Origin of the sequence: Streptomyces sp. NBC_00443, assembly GCF_036014175.1 — a bacterium.
Classification (GTDB): Bacteria; Actinomycetota; Actinomycetes; order Streptomycetales; family Streptomycetaceae; genus Streptomyces.
In genome coordinates this window covers 6513728-6531529 of sequence record NZ_CP107917.1, presented here as the reverse complement: position 1 = coordinate 6531529, position 17802 = coordinate 6513728, and the positions used below count along the sequence as shown (strand labels likewise).

The following is a 17802-nucleotide window of genomic DNA, read 5'->3' as shown; positions in this document are numbered from 1 at the left end:
GCAGCCGTTAGGCCGGTGGAGTGCGGCCGTCCGGCCTGGTCAGGCCGGGATTCCGGCGGCGAGCAGTTCCACGAAGCCGATGTCCTCGTTGGCCACACCGAACACCTCGGCCCGCAGCATGGTCCGCTCGGCCCACGCTCGGTGCGGCTTCACCTCGTTCATCTTGTTCGTGTACTGCGACCTCAGTACACCCCCGCCGCAGCGCTCGGGCTTCAGGATGTCCTTGGCGTCGCTGAACTCCTCGTGACTGACCACGGACAGTGCGTGCACCGGCAGTACATGGGAGGGGTGGATGCAGGTCTTGCCGAGCAGGCCGTTGGCGTGGTCGAGCGTGATCTCGCGCAGCAGGCCGTCCATGGAGTGCTCGAGGAGGGCCTCGCGCAGTTCCTCGGCCTGCCCTTCGAGGAAGGGGCTGCGGCGCAGCTGCGGCTTGAACATACGTTCCTGCACGCGGAAGTACTCCCACACCGGCCCGGTCACCGTGAACCCGGTGCCGTCGGCCCGCCCCAGCATGTTCACCACGTCGGCGATCACGGAAGCGACGATCTGGACGTCGTACGCGGTCATGTCCGGGGCCCGGCGCAGTCCGTACGACGAGCAGAAGTCGGTGACGCCCAGGCGCAGCGCCAGGACCCGCTCCCGGTACTTGTCGACGGCGCGGAAGATGCCCTCCAGGGTCTCCACGCGTGACTCGCGGTAGAGCAGGGCGGGCGATTCGAGCACCGGCATGGCGAACAGCCGGCGCCCGCTCTCGGCCTCGGCGAGGGCGAGGGCCTCCAGGAAGGGCATGCCGCGCTCTTCGGTGAACTTCGGCAGCACGAATCCGGACAGCAGCCGTACGGCGAGACCGAGCCGCTGTACGAGATCGGGGATCTGCTCGGGCGTACGGACCCGGATGAAGAGCAGCGGCAGGTCCGTCGCGCCCTCGCGCCCGGCGAGGTCGGTGAACTGGCGGACCAGGTTCTCCTCGCCCTCCACCACGTCCTCGTCACCGATGGAGTCCTCCAGGCACAGCACCATCGAGACCACACCACGTCCGGCCTGCTTGACGATGTCGTCGGCGAGCTGCGGCCGGGTGGCCGGACTGTAGAGCGTGGCGCCGAGGGCCGCGGAGAGCAGCCTGGCCGGGGAGCCGGCGGAGAACTCGCTCGGCTCCCGGTGGAAGAGGCGCTGCCGCACCTCCGGGGCGATGTGCCCGAAATGACGCATAGAGCTCCCCCGTGGTGTCTCTGTGGCCCCTGTGACCGGTTCACAGGTGGCCGGTAATAGTACGTAGATACCCATGTCAGGGGTTCCCGACGGGCATGAATTTCTGGTAACGCGGACAAACACGGGCGCGCACGCCCTGTGCACCCCCGCGTTGTCGTGACCAGGACGGAGAGGGCAGGATGATCGCATGACGCACGCGATGTTGAAGGGGTCGAACGTCCCGCTCGAAGTCACGACGGTACGCGCCGTGCTGCGCTGGACGCCCGGGCAGGGGGTCCCGGACGTCGATGCCTCGGCACTCCTCCTCGGCCCCGACGGTCGCGTGCGCTCCGACGAGGACTTCGTCTTCTACAACCAGCCCCGGCACCCCTCCGGACAGGTCTGGCGCCTCGGCAAGAAGCGGGGCGCCGAGGGCCTCACCGACACGATCCAGACAGATCTGTCCGGTGTCGAGCCGAGCGTCGGCCAGATTCTTCTGGTCGCATCGGCGGACGGCGTCGCCTTCGACCGCGTACGGGATCTGCGCATCCTGCTGTACGACGCGGCGGCCACCGACGGCGATCCGCTGGCGTACTTCGACATCAAGCCCGAGACGGGCGAGGAGACGGCCCTGATCTGCGGCGAGCTGTACCGCCGCGGCGAGGTCTGGAAGTTCCGCGCGCTGGGCGAGGGCTACTCGGACGGCCTCAGGGGCCTGGCCACGGACTTCGGCATCTCCGTGGACGAGTCGGAGATGGCCGAGGAGCCCAGGCCGACCCCCACGCCGGAGATCTCCCAGCCGCTGCCCCCGGAGCAGCCGACGACGACGCTCCCGCCCCAGCCGTCGTACGGCTACCCCCAGCAGCCCCCGCCGACCCAGCCGGCCTACGGCTACCCCCAGCCGACGAGCCAGCCGGCGATGGCCCAGTCGGGCTACGGCTACCCGCCGCCGGTGACGGCACCTGCGGCCCAGGGCTTCAGCCTGCCGCCGCAGGGCCCGCAGTTCATCGGACGGTGACGGGAGCGCCCCGTCAGGGGCGCGGGGAACCGCGCGACCAGCCAGAACAAACCCGCAGCCGCGACACGACGGTGAGCCCCGAGCTACTGGGCGCACCGGCCGAGTCCCAGCGTCAGCGCTCCGCCTTCGTCTTGTAGCCGCGTCCCCACTGCAACCCCCACCCGAACAACCGGTCCAGCTCGGCCTGGAAGCCGTAGACGAACTTGACCTCACGGCGGACCCAGATCTCCCCCTTCACGTTCTCGATCATCACCACCGCACAGGACCGGGCCTGCGGATGCCGCTCGTCGAGGCCGATCTCGATACGGGGCCCGTTGCTCGGATACAGGGTGACGATCGCGTGCGTACGGTCGAAGGCCGGCGTCTGGTCGTAGATGTACACGAAGACCAGCAGCCGCTTGATGGACTCCCGGTGATCGAGGTTGACGTAGATCGTCTCCCCGGACGCCGAACCGAACCGGTCGTCCCCGCTGAGCTTCACGTACGGCGGCCCGTTGGCGTCCCCGAGGAACCCGCCCAGCGGCTGGACGACCCCCTTCGTCCCGTCGGTGAGTTCATACAGCGCCCCGAGGTCGAGGTCGACGTTGACCATGCTCTGGCTGTGTCCGACCACCTCCGGCGGTTTGAGCGCCCTGAACGGATGCCGCAGCAGGCTCTCCCGCTGCGACCCGCCGATGTCGGACGTGCGCATGCGCCACGTCAGGTTGATGCGCAGATGCCCGGTGGCAGCGCCCTGCTTGGTGAGCGAGACCCGGTCGTGCCGTTTCGTCAGCTCGATCGAGTTCGACGACGCGCTGCCCGAGTCGAACTCGGCCACCCGGCCCCGCCAGAGGCCGTCCAAGAAGCCCATTCCGCCCCCACGTCCCACTAAGCCCCGCGTCCACTGGAAATACCGACGGGGCGGCCGGACGTCCGGCCGCCCCGTCGAGAGCGTTCCTCACCCGCAGGGGTGTCACACCCCGGACGAGACCTCAGTCTTCTCGTCCGAGCCCTCGGCTTTTCCCTCCGCTGCCGCCAGCGCGCGGTTGCGGCGGACGGAGGACCAGAAGGAGGCACCGATCAGGACGACACCGATCAGGCCGGTGATGATCTCGTTGATCTCGTACTGGATGGTGACCAGCAGGATCATGGCGAGCGCGCCGATGGCGTAGTGCGCGCCGTGCTCCAGGTAGACGTAGTCGTCGAGGGTGCCCTGGCGGACCAGGTAGACGGTGAGCGACCGGACGTACATCGCGCCGATACCGAGACCCAGCGCCATCAGGACGATGTCGTTGGTGATGGCGAAGGCGCCGATCACGCCATCGAAGGAGAAGGACGCGTCCAGGACCTCGAGGTAGAGGAACATGAAGAAGGCGGCCTTGCCGGCCAGGGCGACCGCGGAGCGCGGCTTGCCCGTGCGCTCGGCTTCCTCCTCCGCCTCGTGCTCGCGTTCCTCCTCCTCTTCGAGCTTGTCCTCGAAGAAGCCGGAGAGACCGCCCACGATCATGTAGGTGATCAGGCCGCCGATGCCGGAGAGCAGGACCGTCTCCGCCTTGTCGACGTGTGCGCCGCCATGCTGGTGGGCGTTGGCCGCGAAGGTCAGCGCGGAGATCAGCAGGACGATCAGCGCGATGCAGACCGACAGCATGTCGACCTTGCCGAGCTTGGCCAGCGGGCGCTCCAGCCAGCCGAGCCACTTGATGTCCCGGTCCTCGAAGATGAAGTCCAGGAAGATCATCAGCAGGAACATGCCACCGAACGCGGCGATCGCCGGGTGGGCGTCGGTGACGAGTTCCTGGTAGCGGTCCTTGTCGCTGAGCGCGAGGTCGACCGCCTCGATCGGGCCGAGCGAGGCACTGATCGCAACGATGACGACGGGGAAGACCAGTCGCATGCCGAAGACGGCGATCAGGATGCCGATGGTGAGGAAGATCTTCTGCCAGAAGGCATTCATCTTCTTCAGAATTCCGGCGTTGACCACCGCGTTGTCGAAGGACAGCGAGATCTCGAGGACGGAGAGGATCGCCACGATGCCGAGGGCGGTCCACCCCCCGAAGAGGACCGCTGCAACGAGGCCGAGCGCGGTGACCGCGAACGACCAGCCGAAGGTTTTCAGAACCACTGGCTACCCAATCCCTGTGTGTACGGGGCTGCCCCGCGCACTCGGCTTTACGAAACTTTGAACCGAAGTCTAGTCGGCCACCCTTCGCACCCCACCGGGGCCCGGCTTTTGCTCATATCGCGTTACGAGATGTTGACCCCGAAGTCGAGTGCGATGCCCCGGAGTCCGGACGCGTACCCCTGTCCCACCGCTCGGAACTTCCACTCTCCCTGATAGCGATAGACCTCGCCGAAGATCATCGCGGTCTCGGTGGAGGCGTCCTCGCTCAGGTCGTAGCGGGCGAGTTCCTGGCCGTCGGCCTGGTTCACCACGCGGATGAAGGCATTGCTGACCTGGCCGAAGGTCTGTCCGCGCTCGTCGGCCATATGGATCGAGACGGGAAAGACGATCTTGTCGCAGTGGGCCGGCACCTTGGACAGGTCGATCAGGAGTGACTCGTCGTCGCCGTCACCCTCGCCGGTGAGGTTGTCCCCGGTGTGCTCCACCGAGCCGTCCGGGCTCTTGAGCTGGTTGTAGAAGACGAACCACTCGTCGCCCAGGACTCGTCCGCTGCTGCACACCAGTGCGCTGGCGTCGAGGTCGAAGGGGGCTCCGGTGGTGGAGCGCGCGTCCCAGCCGAGCCCGATCATCACCTGGGTGAGATTGGGTGCGGCCTTGGACAGGGAGACGTTTCCTCCCTTGGCGAGCGTGACGCCCATGATGCTGGTCCTCCCCGCGTGATGCTTGTTTGGTTGTCCTGCGCTCCCCCAGAGGGGGACCCCCAGGCGCCGCACCCAAACGGATGCGGCGCCGGGCCCAGCCAGTGGTGTCCTGAACGGTCACCTCCGATGTCGAACTCAGACGTTCACACCGAAGTCCTGCGCGATGCCGCGCAGGCCCGACGCGTAGCCCTGGCCGATGGCGCGGAACTTCCACTCCGCACCGTGCCGGTACAGCTCGCCGAAGACCATCGCCGTCTCGGTGGACGCGTCCTCCGAGAGGTCGTAGCGCGCGATCTCGGCGCCGCCGGCCTGGTTGACGACGCGGATGAACGCGTTGCGCACCTGGCCGAAGGACTGCTGGCGGTTCTCGGCGTCGTAGATCGACACCGGGAAGACGATCTTCTCGACGTCCGCCGGGACGCCGGCGAGGTTGATCTTGATCTGCTCGTCGTCACCCTCGCCCTCACCGGTGAGGTTGTCGCCGGTGTGCTCGACCGAGCCGTCGGGGCTCTTCAGGTTGTTGAAGAACACGAAGTTCGCGTCGTTGCCGACCTTGCCCTCCGCGTTCGTCAGCATCGCGCTGGCGTCGAGGTCGAAGTCGGTGCCGGTCGTGGTGCGGATGTCCCACCCCAGACCGACGATGACCGCGGTGAGGCCAGGGGCCTCCTTGGACAGAGATACGTTGCCGCCCTTGCTGAGGCTGACTCCCACGAGTCCTCCATTGGTGTCCAGGGGCGGGGAGCCCCGCCGTGCGTGTGATATCGGATCAACGAGTCGATCCTAGTAACGGGTTCCCGTGCCTTGCATGCCCTGGTACCGAAGAATCACGGGTGTCGGTCACCAGTGGGACGGACGGGATCAGAGGGTGTCGAGCGCCTTGACGTACTCGCTCAGGTCGCGCGCGTCCGGCAGGGCGTTGACGACGGTCCAGCGGACCACGCCCTCCTTGTCGATGACGAAGGTGCCGCGCACCGCGCAGCCCTTGTCCTCGGCGAAGACACCGTAGGCACGGCTGACCTCGCCGTGCGGCCAGAAGTCGCTGAGCAGCGGGTACTCCAGGCCCTCCTGCTCGGCGAAGACGCGCAGGGTGTGGATGGAGTCGTTGGAGACGGCGAGGACCTGTGTGTCGCGGTCGGCGAACTGCGGCAGGTTGTCGCGCACCTCGCACAGCTCGCCGGTGCACACGCCGGTGAAGGCGAAGGGGTAGAAGAGCAGGACGACGTTCTTGGAACCGCGGAAGTCGGAGAGCTTCACGGTCGCGCCGTGGTTGTCCTTGAGCTCGAAGTCGGGGGCCTTGTCGCCGACCTGGATCGCCATCGTCGTGAATGTCCCTTCGGTGAGGCTGTTCGGGTGGCATCCACCCTACGCAGCGATCACCGGGGCATATGCATGAGCCGGGCTGGACTTTGCAGTCCAGCCCGGCAGGGTGGGCCCGTACGGCGATCGTCTCAGCCGTGGGTCACTTCGATTCGGCTACTTCTTGGACTTCGCGGCCTTGGGCGTCACCAGCCGGCTGCCACTCCAGTCCTTGCCGACGCTGACGCTCTTGGACGCCGACAGACCCGCTGTGGTCGACGCTTCAGAGATGTCGCTGGGCTCCACGTAGCCGTCACGGCCGGTCTTGGGCGTGAGGAGCAGGATCGAGCCGCCTTCTTCGATGTACGTGGTGGCGTCCACCAGCGCATCCGTCAGGTCGCCGTCCTCGTCGCGGAACCACAGCACCACGGCATCGGCTACGTCGTCGTAGTCCTCGTCCACGAGTTCGCTGCCGACGACTTCCTCAATGGACTCGCGGAGTTCCTGGTCTACGTCCTCGTCGTAGCCGATCTCCTGGACCACCTGCTCGGGCTGGAACCCCAGCCTGACGGCAGGGTTCGTCCGCTCCTCCGCGTGGTCCGCGGTCGCGCTCACGGGTTGCCTCCTGATCATGTTTTGGGAATAACTCAGCCACGCGCGTGCGCGAAGCATTGGCCGTAGTCCACACGGGCGGGGCGGATCGCGCAAGTACCCGGCCGTTCAGACCGCCGAAACGGTGACGTTCCTGAACGTGTCACCGCAACTCCAGGCACGCCACCATCGTCTCAAGGTGACGCGCACCACACCAATCTGCCCCCTTTGTGCGTTTGGGAACCATCCATGGTCACTCCGCCGTTCACCAGGCCCCGGGTTACCTCACAGTAGAGATGACGTTTGGCCCCCCGAGGTACACGATGGGGAGCGGTGCAGACCCTCAGAAACACGGCCCTCTGACAGGTAAGGAACAGCGTGGCTTCCGGATCAGATCGCAACCCGATCATCATTGGCGGCCTTCCGAGTCAGGTTCCTGACTTCGATCCCGAGGAAACCCAGGAGTGGCTCGACTCCCTCGACGCCGCCGTGGACGAGCGCGGCCGGGAGCGGGCCCGCTATCTGATGCTGCGGCTGATCGAGCGGGCCCGCGAGAAGCGCGTGGCCGTGCCCGAGATGCGCAGCACGGACTACGTCAACACGATCGCCACCAGGGACGAGCCGTTCTTCCCGGGCAACGAGGAGATCGAGCGCAAGATCCTCAACGCGACCCGGTGGAACGCCGCGGTCATGGTGTCCAGGGCCCAGCGCCCCGGCATCGGCGTCGGCGGTCACATCGCCACGTTCGCCTCCTCGGCCTCCCTCTACGACGTGGGCTTCAACCACTTCTTCCGCGGCAAGGACGAGGGCGACGGCGGCGACCAGGTCTTCTTCCAGGGCCACGCCTCCCCGGGCATCTACGCGCGCGCGTTCCTGCTGGACCGCCTCAGCGAGCAGAACCTCGACGCCTTCCGGCAGGAGAAGTCGAAGGCCCGTCACGGCCTGTCCAGCTACCCGCACCCGCGGTCGATGCCGGACTTCTGGGAGTTCCCGACCGTGTCGATGGGCCTCGGCCCGATCGGCGCGATCTACCAGGCGCGGATGAACCGCTACATGGAGGCGCGCGGCATCGCGGACACCTCCAAGTCGCAGGTGTGGGCGTTCCTGGGTGACGGCGAGATGGACGAGCCGGAGTCGCTCGGCCAGCTGTCCATCGCCGCGCGCGAGGGCCTGGACAACCTCACCTTCGTGGTCAACTGCAACCTGCAGCGCCTCGACGGGCCGGTGCGGGGCAACGGCAAGGTCATCCAGGAGCTGGAGTCGATCTTCCGGGGCGCCGGCTGGAACGTGATCAAGCTGATCTGGGACCGCACCTGGGACCCGCTGCTCGCGCAGGACCGTGACGGCGTCCTGGTGAACCGGATGAACACCACGCCGGACGGCCAGTTCCAGACGTACGCCACCGAGACCGGCGCCTACATCCGCGACCACTTCTTCGGCGACGACCAGCGGCTGCGCGCGATGGTCGAGGGCATGACCGACGACCAGATCCTGCACCTGGGCCGCGGCGGTCATGACCACAAGAAGGTCTTCGCGGCGTTCTCGGCGGCCAAGGCGCACAAGGGCCAGCCGACGGTGATCCTGGCCAAGACGATCAAGGGCTGGACGCTGGGTCCCAACTTCGAGGGCCGCAACGCCACGCACCAGATGAAGAAGCTGACGGTCGACGACCTCAAGCGCTTCCGTGACCGGCTGCACCTGCCGATCGCGGACAAGGACCTGGAGAGCGGGCTCCCGCCGTACTACCACCCGGGGCGGGACTCCGAGGAGATCCAGTACATGCACGACCGCCGCAAGGGGCTCGGCGGGTACGTCCCGACGCGTGTCGTGCGGTCGAAGCCGCTGGCTCTGCCGGACGACAAGACGTACGCGACCGTGAAGAAGGGCTCGGGCCATCAGTCGATCGCGACGACCATGGCCTTTGTGCGCCTGCTGAAAGACCTCATGCGGGACAAGGAGCTCGGCAAGCGCTTCGTACTGATCGCGCCGGACGAGTACCGCACGTTCGGCATGGACTCGTTCTTCCCGAGCGCGAAGATCTACAACCCGCTCGGCCAGCAGTACGAGGCGGTCGACCGCGATCTGCTGCTCGCCTACAAGGAGTCGCCGCAGGGCCAGATGCTGCACGACGGCATCTCCGAGGCGGGCTGCACGGCCTCGCTGATCGCGGCGGGTTCGGCGTACGCCACGCACGGCGAGCCGCTGATCCCGGTGTACGTCTTCTACTCGATGTTCGGATTCCAGCGCACCGGCGACCAGTTCTGGCAGATGGCCGACCAGCTGGCGCGCGGATTCGTGCTGGGTGCGACCGCCGGCCGTACGACCCTGACCGGTGAGGGTCTCCAGCACGCCGACGGCCACTCGCAGCTGCTCGCCTCGACGAACCCGGGCTGTGTCTCGTACGACCCTGCGTACTCGTACGAGATCGCGCACATCGTGCAGGACGGTCTGCGCCGGATGTACGGCGGGGACGCCGAACACCCGCACGGCGAGGACGTCTTCTACTACCTGACCGTCTACAACGAGCCGATCCAGCACCCGGCCGAGCCGGCGAACGTGGACGTCGAGGGCATCCTCAAGGGCGTCCACCGCATCAGCGAGGGCACGTCGGGGTCGATCCCGGCGCAGATCATGGCGTCCGGTGTGGCGGTCCCCTGGGCGGTCGAGGCGCAGAAGCTCCTGGCCGAGGAGTGGAACGTCAAGGCCGACGTGTGGTCGGCGACCTCCTGGAACGAGCTGCGGCGCGAGGCCGTGCAGTGCGAGGAGCACAACCTGCTGCACCCGGAGGAGGAGCAGCGGGTGCCGTGGGTGACACGGAAACTGAGCGGCGCCGAGGGACCGTTCGTGGCCGTTTCCGACTGGATGCGGTCGGTGCCGGACCAGATCGCGCGGTGGGTGCCGGGGACGTACCAGTCGCTGGGTGCGGACGGGTTCGGTTTCGCGGACACCCGCGGTGCGGCCCGGCGCTTCTTCCACATCGACGCGCAGTCGATCGTGGTGGGGGTGCTGACGGAATTGGCGAAGGAGGGGAAGGTGGACCGGTCGGTGCTGAAGCAGGCGATCGACCGTTACCAGCTGCTCGATGTGTCGGCGGCGGACCCGGGGGCCGCGGGCGGCGACGCGTAACGTCCGTCAACTGCTCGATGGGGTGGTGTGCCCGTGGGTGACCTGCGGGCACACCACCCTTCACATTTCCTACGATGCGGCCATGAAGCGACCGCTCGCGCAAGTCCGTTGGGAACGGTTCACCCAGCGACCCCTTTTCGCCCTCGCCCTGGCCTTTGCCGTGGCCTATGCCGTGCCGATCGTCTCGCCCGACGCAGGGCGGGACGTGGTGGACGCGTGCCTCGCGGTGGAGTGGGTGGTCTGGGGCGCGTTCGCGGTGGACTACGTGGTCCGGCTCGGACTCGCGGAGCGGCGCGGGGAGTTCGTGCGGTCGCACTGGCTGGATCTGTGCGCGGTGCTGCTGCCGGTGATACAGCCGCTTCGGTTGCTGCGGCTCGTGTCGACGCTGCTGCTGGTGGGACAGCGGGCGCGGATGGCTTCGCAGATACGGCTGACCACGTATGTCGCCGGGGCGGTGGTCGGGCTGCTGATGTTCGGGTCTCTGGCGGTGCTGTCCGTGGAGCGGGACTCGCCGAACGGGAACATCAAGACGCTGGGTGACGCCGTGTGGTGGTCGTTTACCACCATGACGACGGTCGGCTACGGGGACCATGCGCCGACCACCGGGGTGGGGCGGATGCTCGCGGTGGGGCTGATGCTGTCCGGGATCGCCCTGCTGGGTGTCGTGACCGCGAACATCGCCGCGTGGTTCATAGCGCGGTTCGAGAAGGACGACGTGGAGGAGCGGCGGCAGACGGAGGCGATACGAGCGCTCACGGAGGAGGTCCGGGCACTGCGGGCGGAGGTTGCGCTGCTGTCGGGGGCGACTGTGCCGGGGCAGGTCGCCGAGGAGCAGCCACGTTGAACGGTGGCCCGGCGTTGGGCTGACGCAGGGTTGGCACAATCGCCCGCGCCGGCGCCAGTGAGGGCGTCGGCTCCGGTTGCGTGGGAGCAGCCTCGTTCGGCCCGTGGCCGGCGTTGAGGCTGGGGCGGGGTCGGCACGCTCGCCCGCGCCGGCGGGGTGCCGCCCCAGCGGCACGACTGCCCGCAGTTGGGTGGGCGCAGCGGCTCCGGCACGGTTGCCTGCAGCCAGGGAGCGCAGCCACACCGGCACGACGGCTACCCGCAGCCAGGTGGGCACGGCGCCCGCGAGTGCGTTGGTGCAGGGGGCGCGGCCATTTCTGCAGCAGGGCGCAGCCACACCGGCATGACGGCTACCCGCAGCCAGGTGGGCACGGCGCCCGCGAGTGCGTTGGTGCAGGGGGCGCGGCCATTTCTGCAGCAGGGGGCGCAGCCACACCGGCACGACGGTTGCCCGCAGCCAGGTGGGACCCGACACCCGCGGCCACATCGGCACGCTGGGCGCAGCCACCTCGGCACAGTCGCCCGCGACCATGCGGGGCCGGCGCCCCGGCCACATCCGCGCCGACGGGCGCAGCACCACGGGCACGATCACCCGCAGCTACGTGGGTCCGGGCACCCGGCCACGTCGGCACGCGTACGTGCAGCCGCGCCGACGCCCCCGGCCGGCTCAGCAGGGCTGCCCGCAGCCGGCCCAGGCACGTTCGCCCGTAGCGCTGTCAGAAGAAGCCGTTCCCCGGTGTCGCCGTCCCCGCGAGCCACAAGATGGCCAGCAGGGTGTCGATGGCGCCCAGGACCACCGCGATCAGGGCGGGGACGGGGCGGGCTCCTGACCAGGTTCGGCCCATGGCCAGCCAGCCGCAGATGATTGCTGCCGGGCCGAGGATGAGGCCCAGTACGAAGAAACCGGCGACCGCGCAGATGGTTCCGACGATCCCCAGAGTCGCGCGATCCGGCCCGGTCCGTGACCACGTACGGCCACGTGAGCGGGGGTGCCTGCGCGTTCCGTGCGAGAAGCCCGCCATCGTCAACTCCCTGATTCGGCGTTCGACTTGGCGAGTACCCACAGTGCGCGGCTCATGCCTGCGCGTCCGGGCCTGTGGCGCGCCGACCCCCTCCGGCAGCGCGCCACAGGCCCTGGCTTGACCCACTGTGACCTGCACGCTTGCCGGAGGGGAGGGTTCTTCGGCGGAGTCACTCTGATAGGCGAACTCCGTTGGAATCCCGTGGAATCCCGTCAGATGTGGGCCGCGCCCGCACCCGCTTCCGCGTTCTCGCCCCGCTTGGTGAGGAACGCCACGAAGACCGCGACGACCGCCACGCCCGCGGCGACCAGGGACGCCAGGCTCATGCCCGAGATGAACGTGTCGTGCGCGACGTCCGTGATCTTCGCGGCGATGGCGTCCGGCGTGCCGGGAGCCAGCGGCGCCACGCCGACCTGGACCGCCTCCGAGGCCTGGGCCTCCTGGGCCGCGGTGAGCGGCGGCAGGCCCGCGGACGTCCAGTTGCCGGCGAGGTCGCTGTCGACCTTGGAGGCCATGACGGCGCCCAGGACGGCCGTACCGAGGCTGCCGCCGATCTGCATCGCGGCCTGCTGGAGACCGCCGGCCACACCGGACAGCTCCATGGGCGCGTTGCCGACGATGACCTCCGTGGCGCCGACCATGACCGGCGCGAGGCCGAGGCCGAGCAGGGCGAACCAGACCGACATGATGCCGCTGCCGGTGTCCGTCGCCAGCGTGGACATGCCGTACATGGCGATCGCGGTGAGCGCCATGCCGCCGGCCAGCGGCACGCGCGGACCGAACTTGGTGATCATCGCGCCCGCGAGCGGCGAGCCGACGATCATCATGCCGGTGAGCGGCAGCAGGTGCAGGCCGGCGTCGATCGGGCTCATGCCATGGACGTTCTGCAGGTAGAACGTCACGAAGAACAGGCCGCCCATGAACGCGATGGCCATCAGGACCATCAGCACGACACCCGCGGAGAGCGGGACCGAGCGGAACAGGGCCAGCGGGATCAGCGGCTCCTTGACCCGTGTCTCCCAGAAGGCGAAGAGCGCGAAGCCCACGACCGACCCGACGATGAACAGCCACGTCTTGTCGTCGCCCCAGCCCCACTCCGGGGCCTTGATCAGGGCCCAGACCAGAGAGAACATCGCCGCCGAGAGCAGGACTATGCCGAGGATGTCGAAGGAGCGCGGGGCCTTCTCGGCGCGGTGGTCCAGGAGGATCACGACGCCCAGTACGACGGCGAGGATGCCGACCGGCACGTTGATGAAGAACACCGACTGCCAGTTGACGTGCTCGACGAGGACGCCGCCGAGGATCGGGCCGCCGGCGGTGGAAGCACCGATGACCATGCCCCAGATGCCGATGGCCATGTTGAGCTTCTCGGCCGGGAACGTCGCCCGCAGCAGGCCGAGCGCGGCCGGCATCAGCAGCGCGCCGAACAGGCCCTGGAAGACACGGAACGTGACGACCGCCGCGATGCTGCTGGACAGGCCGATCGCACCGGAGGCGGCGGCGAAGCCGACCACGCCGATCAGGAAGGTCTGCCGGTGCCCGAACCGGTCACCGAGCTTGCCGGCGGTGATCAGGGCGACCGCGAGGGCGAGGAAGTAGCCGTTGGTGATCCACTGGACCTCGGCGAAGGTGGCGCCGAGGTCCTTCTGGATGGCCGGGTTGGCGATGGCCACGATGGTGCCGTCCAGGGCCACCATCATGACCCCGACCGCGACGGTGATGAGGGTGAACCAAGGGTGGCCTCGCAGCCCCTTGGCCGGCGTCGCATCCGACGGGGCTACTGGTGCCTGGTCCCCCGGCCCCGTCGTTTTGATGGTGGTCTGACTAGTCATACGTTCGAGGCTAATGACAGCCACTGACAATTGACAAACCAATTCACAAGTCGGTAACTGACACGTATGGAAACACTGCGCGAACGCAAGAAGCAGCGCACCCGGGAAGCACTGCTGCGTACCGCACTGGAGCTCTTCACCACCCAGGGTTACGAGCACACCACCGTCGACGACATCGCGGCGGCCGTCGACGTGTCGCAGCGCACGTTCTTCCGCTACTTCGCCGGCAAGGAGGAGGCCGCCCTCGCCCTTCAGGACATGACGGTGGCGCACTTCCTGGAGGCGGTGCGCGAGCGCCCGCCGCACGAGGCCCCCATGCAGGCACTGCGCCAGGCCGTGCTGGAGGGCTGGGACACGCTCAACGAGGCGATCGAGGCCGTCGCACCCGTCGAGCTGTATCTGCGGATGTACCAGGTGATCGAGTCGACGCCCGTCCTGCTCGCCGCACATCTGCGCCGCTCGGCGGAGATCGAGGAGGCGATCGCGCGCATCCTCGCCGAGCGCGAGGGGGTCGACCTCGACACCGATCCGCGACCGCGGCTGGCAGTGGCCGTGTTCGGCGGCGTGATGCGGCTGACGGAGCGTCAGTGGAGCACCGGGGAGGACTTCAGCCTGGACGCTATGCGGGCACTGACCGTCTCACATCTCGAACAGGTCGGCCCGGCACTCAGCGAGAGCTGGCGAACACGCTGAGGTCATCGGCCCGTTAACACCGTCTTGATCGAAACGTGATACCCATCACTTGGTTAACGCGAGACCCTCTCGTTCTCCTAGTGTGTCCTCCCAGTGACTTCCTTCGACACGACCCCGCAACTGAACGTCTGGCGCGCACTGCTCGCACTGGCCGTGGTGTTCGTGATGCTGGCGACCACCGGCTGGACCGCCCTGCAGCACCACCGGAACGCCGCACCGCTGCAGGCCTCGATCAGCGCCTGGGAGCACGGCAGCATCACCGGTCACCCCCTGCCGGACGCCGACTCCTCCCCCGCGAAGCTCACCCGGTTCTTCGCCTCGCTCACCGATGCGCAGCGCGCCGGCCTCGTCCAGCGCTATCCGCTCGCGGTCGGCAACATGAACGGCGCGCCGGTCGAGCTGCGCTACAGCGCCAACCGTGTCGCCCTCGACCAGGCCCGCAAGGTCGAGCGCAAACGGATGCACGACGAACGGCTCACGCCCGCCGGTCAGCGCGAGGCGGGCAGCCGTATGCACCGCTTCGAGGCGATGATGGAGCCGGACCGGCACATCCTCGCCTTCGACCCGGACGGCGCGGGGCGGGTCGCTGAGGTGTTCGGCGATCTGAACCGGGCCGAGCGGATCTCGGTCGTCGTCCCCGGCGTCGACACCGACGTGCTCACCTTCCAGCGCACCAACACCAGCCGCAAGTACTCCGCACCGGTGGGCATGGCGCAGTCCCTGTACGCGACCGAGCGCGAGGTCAGCCCCTCGACGCGTACGGCCGTGATCGCCTGGGCCGACTACACCTCGCCCGGCGGACTCGGCATCGAGTCGGCGACCGCGATGCGGGCGCAGAGCGGGGCCGTACGGCTGAACGCGCTGGTGCGCGGCCTGCCAGGCAGCTCGCCGGTCTCCCTCTTCTGCCACAGCTACGGCTCGGTGCTGTGCGGCCTCGCCGCGCCCGAGCTGCCGGACCGCGTGGCCGACATAGCGGTGGCGGGCAGTCCCGGCATGCGGGTCGCGAAGGCATCCCACCTGCGCACGTCCGCGCATGTGTGGGCGATGCGGGACGCGGACGACTGGGTCCAGGACGTGCCGTATCTCGAGGTCGGCGGGCTGGGTCACGGCGAGGACCCGGTGTCGTCGGCGTTCGGGGCGCGCGTGCTGTCGGCGCGCGAGGCGAAGGGACACGGCGGCTATTTCGAGCCGGGTACGGACAGTGTGGCGAACTTCGCCGAGATCGGGGTTGGCGCATACGACTCCGTGCAGTGCGCGGACGATGCCGAGGCCTGTCGGGTGGGTTTGTCCGACACGGCGTCGGCCGGACGCGCGTAGAAGCACAGGAATTGCGGTGTGCGCGGGGTGGCGACGGAGGAGCACGTGCCGCATACGATGAGCCGCATGGGTGACGTACTGGCCGGATTTCATGCCGCCTGGGAGTTCGAGTCCGACTCCGTGCTCATCCGTTACGAACGAGGGATTCGAACACCCAAGCTCTTCCAGGCGCTTGGGGAACGCCGGGTGCCGCTGGAGGCGATCGCCGGCGTGACGCTGACGCCGGGTCGGCGCGGGACGGTCGTGCTGCGCGTCGAACTGCGGCCCGGTGCCGATCCGTTGATGGAGGCGGCGGCGGGGCAGCTCAAGGAAGGCGGCGATCCATATCGGCTGGTGCTGCCTGCCGAGCGGGAGACGCTGGCCGAGTACTACGCCGACGAGTTGCGGGCGCAGCTGACGCAGTCGGGCGCGGCGGACGAGTTCCTCGTGGGCGCGCCGGATGTGCCGTTGTCGTTCAAGGCGTACGACGGGAAGGCGTCCTTCGACGGGGAGAACGTGCGCTTCCGCTGGTTCTGGACGGGGGCCTCGTCGGCGAAGTGGAAGGCGGGGGACCAGAGCTTCGCCGTCGCCGAGTTGAGCGGGGTCGAGTGGCGGTCGCCGGAAGTCTTCGAGGGGCACCTGCGGTTGCTGCAGCGGGACGCCGTGGACGACCGGACCGCGCAGGCCGATCACGACCCGGCGGCTGTGGTGTTCGGGTTGGGGTATGGGCCGGTGCATGAGTCGTTGCCGTTCGCTGCGGCGGTGTTGTCGGCGGTGCGGGATCGCTCCGCGGGGGATGCGGCTGTCCCGGCTGCGGCTGTGCCGCGCCGGGATCCTGCCGACATCGCCGAGCGGATTCGTCACCTCGGGGAGCTGCATCAGGCCGGGTTGGTGACGGATGAGGAGTTCTCGTCCAAGAAGGCCCAGTTGCTGGCCGAGCTGTAGGGCTGCGCGTCTGCCGGGTTCGGTTGTTCGGCGGGTGCGGGTCCGATGTGGCTGGTCGCGCAGTTCCCCGCGCCCCTGGGTGTGCTGCAGCCGACGGCGCCTACGAAGATTGCTCTTACTCCCTGCCCGCGGACGTGAAGGACATGTCCGCGTAGCGGTTGCCGGAGACCTTCGCCGCGATCGGCTCCAGCAGGGTCAGTTCCTGCTCGCTCAGCACGATCCTCGTCGCCGCAGCGTTCTCCTCCACCCTGGCCGGCCTGCGCGTGCCCGGGATCGGCACGATCGGCAGGCCGTGGACCGAGGCTCGCTGCTGCACCCAGGCCAGTGCGATCTGGCCGAGGGTGGCGCCGTGGGCCTCGGCGACCGTGCGGATCGGGTCCAGGAGGGCGGCGTTGGCCGCTGCGTTCTCGCCCGTGTAGCGGGGCTGTTGGCGGCGGAAGTCACCGGCCGTCAGGTCCTCGGCCTTGGCGAACGAGCCGGTGAGGAAGCCGCGGCCCAGCGGGGAGTACGGGACCAGGGTCACACCCAGGTCGCGGGCTGCCGGGACCACGTTCGTCTCGATGTCCCGGCTGAACAGGGACCACTCGGACTGCACGGCCGCGATCGGGTGGACGGCGTACGCGTCCCGCAGTTCGGCCGCCGTCACCTCGCTCAGGCCCAGGTGCTTGACCTTGCCCTCGCGGACCAGTTCCGCCATGACGGCGACGGTCTCCTCCAGAGGGACGTCGACCTCGCGGCGGTGCATGTAGTAGAGGTCGATCGCCTCGACGTCGCGGCGCTTCAGGCTCGCCTCGACGCACTGGCGGATGTAGGGCGTGTCGTTGCGGATGATCCGCTTCGTCGGGTCGTCCGGGTGGATCGCGAGGCCGAACTTGGTGGCGATGACGACCTCGTCGCGATGCGCCTTGAAGAAGGGGGCGAGGAATTTCTCGTTCTCCCCGGCGCCGTACGCGTCGGCCGTGTCGTACAGCGTGACGCCCAGCTCCAGTGCCCGCTCCAGGGTCGCCCTGGACTCTTCCGCGTCGGAGGGGCCGTACCCGAAGTTCATGCCCATGCAGCCGAGGCCTTGGACCCCCACCTCGGGGCCCTGCGCGCCGAGTCGTGCTGTCGCGATCCTGCTGTCCGTCATCCGGCCTGCTCCGCCTTCTCC

16 protein-coding genes are annotated in these 17802 nt (G+C 68.5%); 6 read left to right on the top strand and 10 right to left on the bottom strand.

What is annotated here, in order from left to right; translation table 11 throughout:
- Nucleotides 1-39: 39 nt before the first annotated feature.
- Nucleotides 40-1209: an HpcH/HpaI aldolase/citrate lyase family protein gene (locus tag OHO27_RS29795; RefSeq protein ID WP_328428050.1), complete on the bottom strand. Its 1170-nt coding sequence runs from the start codon at nt 1207-1209 to the stop codon at nt 40-42.
- Between the two features lie 187 nt (nt 1210-1396).
- On the opposite strand from OHO27_RS29795, the gene OHO27_RS29790 reads away from it, so the two are divergent.
- Nucleotides 1397-2206: a TerD family protein gene (locus tag OHO27_RS29790; protein WP_328428049.1), complete on the top strand. Its 810-nt coding sequence runs from the start codon at nt 1397-1399 to the stop codon at nt 2204-2206.
- 112 nt (nt 2207-2318) lie between these two features.
- Here OHO27_RS29790 and OHO27_RS29785 read toward each other — a convergent pair whose 3' ends face one another.
- The 6 genes from OHO27_RS29785 to OHO27_RS29760 form a co-directional block, all read right to left on the bottom strand.
- Nucleotides 2319-3056 (bottom strand): TerD family protein, encoded by a 738-nt coding sequence (locus tag OHO27_RS29785; RefSeq protein ID WP_328428048.1) that lies wholly within the window; start codon nt 3054-3056, stop codon nt 2319-2321.
- A 102-nt stretch (nt 3057-3158) separates the two neighbouring features.
- Nucleotides 3159-4307, bottom strand: a complete 1149-nt coding sequence (locus OHO27_RS29780; protein WP_328428047.1) for a DUF475 domain-containing protein — start codon at nt 4305-4307, stop codon at nt 3159-3161.
- A 122-nt stretch (nt 4308-4429) separates the two neighbouring features.
- Nucleotides 4430-5005: a TerD family protein gene (locus tag OHO27_RS29775; RefSeq protein WP_328428046.1), complete on the bottom strand. Its 576-nt coding sequence runs from the start codon at nt 5003-5005 to the stop codon at nt 4430-4432.
- 138 nt (nt 5006-5143) lie between these two features.
- Nucleotides 5144-5719, bottom strand: a complete 576-nt coding sequence (locus tag OHO27_RS29770; protein WP_328428045.1) for a TerD family protein — start codon at nt 5717-5719, stop codon at nt 5144-5146.
- 147 nt (nt 5720-5866) lie between these two features.
- Complete coding sequence (locus OHO27_RS29765; protein ID WP_328428044.1) at nt 5867-6325, bottom strand: peroxiredoxin; 459 nt, start codon at nt 6323-6325, stop codon at nt 5867-5869.
- 156 nt (nt 6326-6481) lie between these two features.
- Complete coding sequence (locus OHO27_RS29760) at nt 6482-6919, bottom strand: DUF3052 domain-containing protein (RefSeq protein WP_328428043.1); 438 nt, start codon at nt 6917-6919, stop codon at nt 6482-6484.
- Nucleotides 6920-7273: 354 nt separating this feature from the next.
- Between OHO27_RS29760 and aceE the strand changes: the two genes are divergently transcribed.
- Nucleotides 7274-10021: a pyruvate dehydrogenase (acetyl-transferring), homodimeric type gene (gene aceE, locus OHO27_RS29755; RefSeq protein ID WP_328428042.1), complete on the top strand. Its 2748-nt coding sequence runs from the start codon at nt 7274-7276 to the stop codon at nt 10019-10021.
- A gap of 82 nt (nt 10022-10103) precedes the next feature.
- The gene (locus OHO27_RS29750) at nt 10104-10865 is read left to right on the top strand and encodes a potassium channel family protein (RefSeq protein ID WP_328428041.1); all 762 of its coding nucleotides are present in this window, start codon (nt 10104-10106) and stop codon (nt 10863-10865) included.
- Nucleotides 10866-11580: 715 nt separating this feature from the next.
- On the opposite strand, the gene OHO27_RS29745 is transcribed toward OHO27_RS29750, so the two are convergent.
- A complete protein-coding gene (locus OHO27_RS29745) occupies nt 11581-11886 on the bottom strand; it encodes a small hydrophobic protein (protein WP_328428040.1) in 306 nt (101 codons plus the stop codon).
- 212 nt (nt 11887-12098) lie between these two features.
- Nucleotides 12099-13718, bottom strand: a complete 1620-nt coding sequence (locus tag OHO27_RS29740) for a DHA2 family efflux MFS transporter permease subunit (RefSeq protein ID WP_328428039.1) — start codon at nt 13716-13718, stop codon at nt 12099-12101.
- Between the two features lie 66 nt (nt 13719-13784).
- Between OHO27_RS29740 and OHO27_RS29735 the strand changes: the two genes are divergently transcribed.
- The 3 genes from OHO27_RS29735 (at nt 13785) to OHO27_RS29725 (ending at nt 16652) form a co-directional block, all read left to right on the top strand.
- Nucleotides 13785-14411 carry a TetR family transcriptional regulator gene (locus OHO27_RS29735; RefSeq protein ID WP_328428038.1) on the top strand — a complete coding sequence of 209 codons (627 nt, stop codon included), beginning with the start codon at nt 13785-13787 and terminating at the stop codon, nt 14409-14411.
- Between the two features lie 93 nt (nt 14412-14504).
- Nucleotides 14505-15728 carry an alpha/beta hydrolase gene (locus OHO27_RS29730; protein ID WP_328428037.1) on the top strand — a complete coding sequence of 408 codons (1224 nt, stop codon included), beginning with the start codon at nt 14505-14507 and terminating at the stop codon, nt 15726-15728.
- 66 nt (nt 15729-15794) lie between these two features.
- Nucleotides 15795-16652, top strand: coding sequence for a DUF4429 domain-containing protein (locus tag OHO27_RS29725; RefSeq protein ID WP_328428036.1), 858 nt, complete (start codon nt 15795-15797; stop codon nt 16650-16652).
- A 115-nt stretch (nt 16653-16767) separates the two neighbouring features.
- Here the strand turns inward: OHO27_RS29725 and OHO27_RS29720 are convergent, their stop codons facing one another.
- Entirely contained in the window at nt 16768-17781 is a 1014-nt protein-coding gene (locus OHO27_RS29720; RefSeq protein ID WP_328428035.1) for an aldo/keto reductase, read from the bottom strand.
- Nucleotides 17782-17802 lie beyond the last annotated feature (21 nt).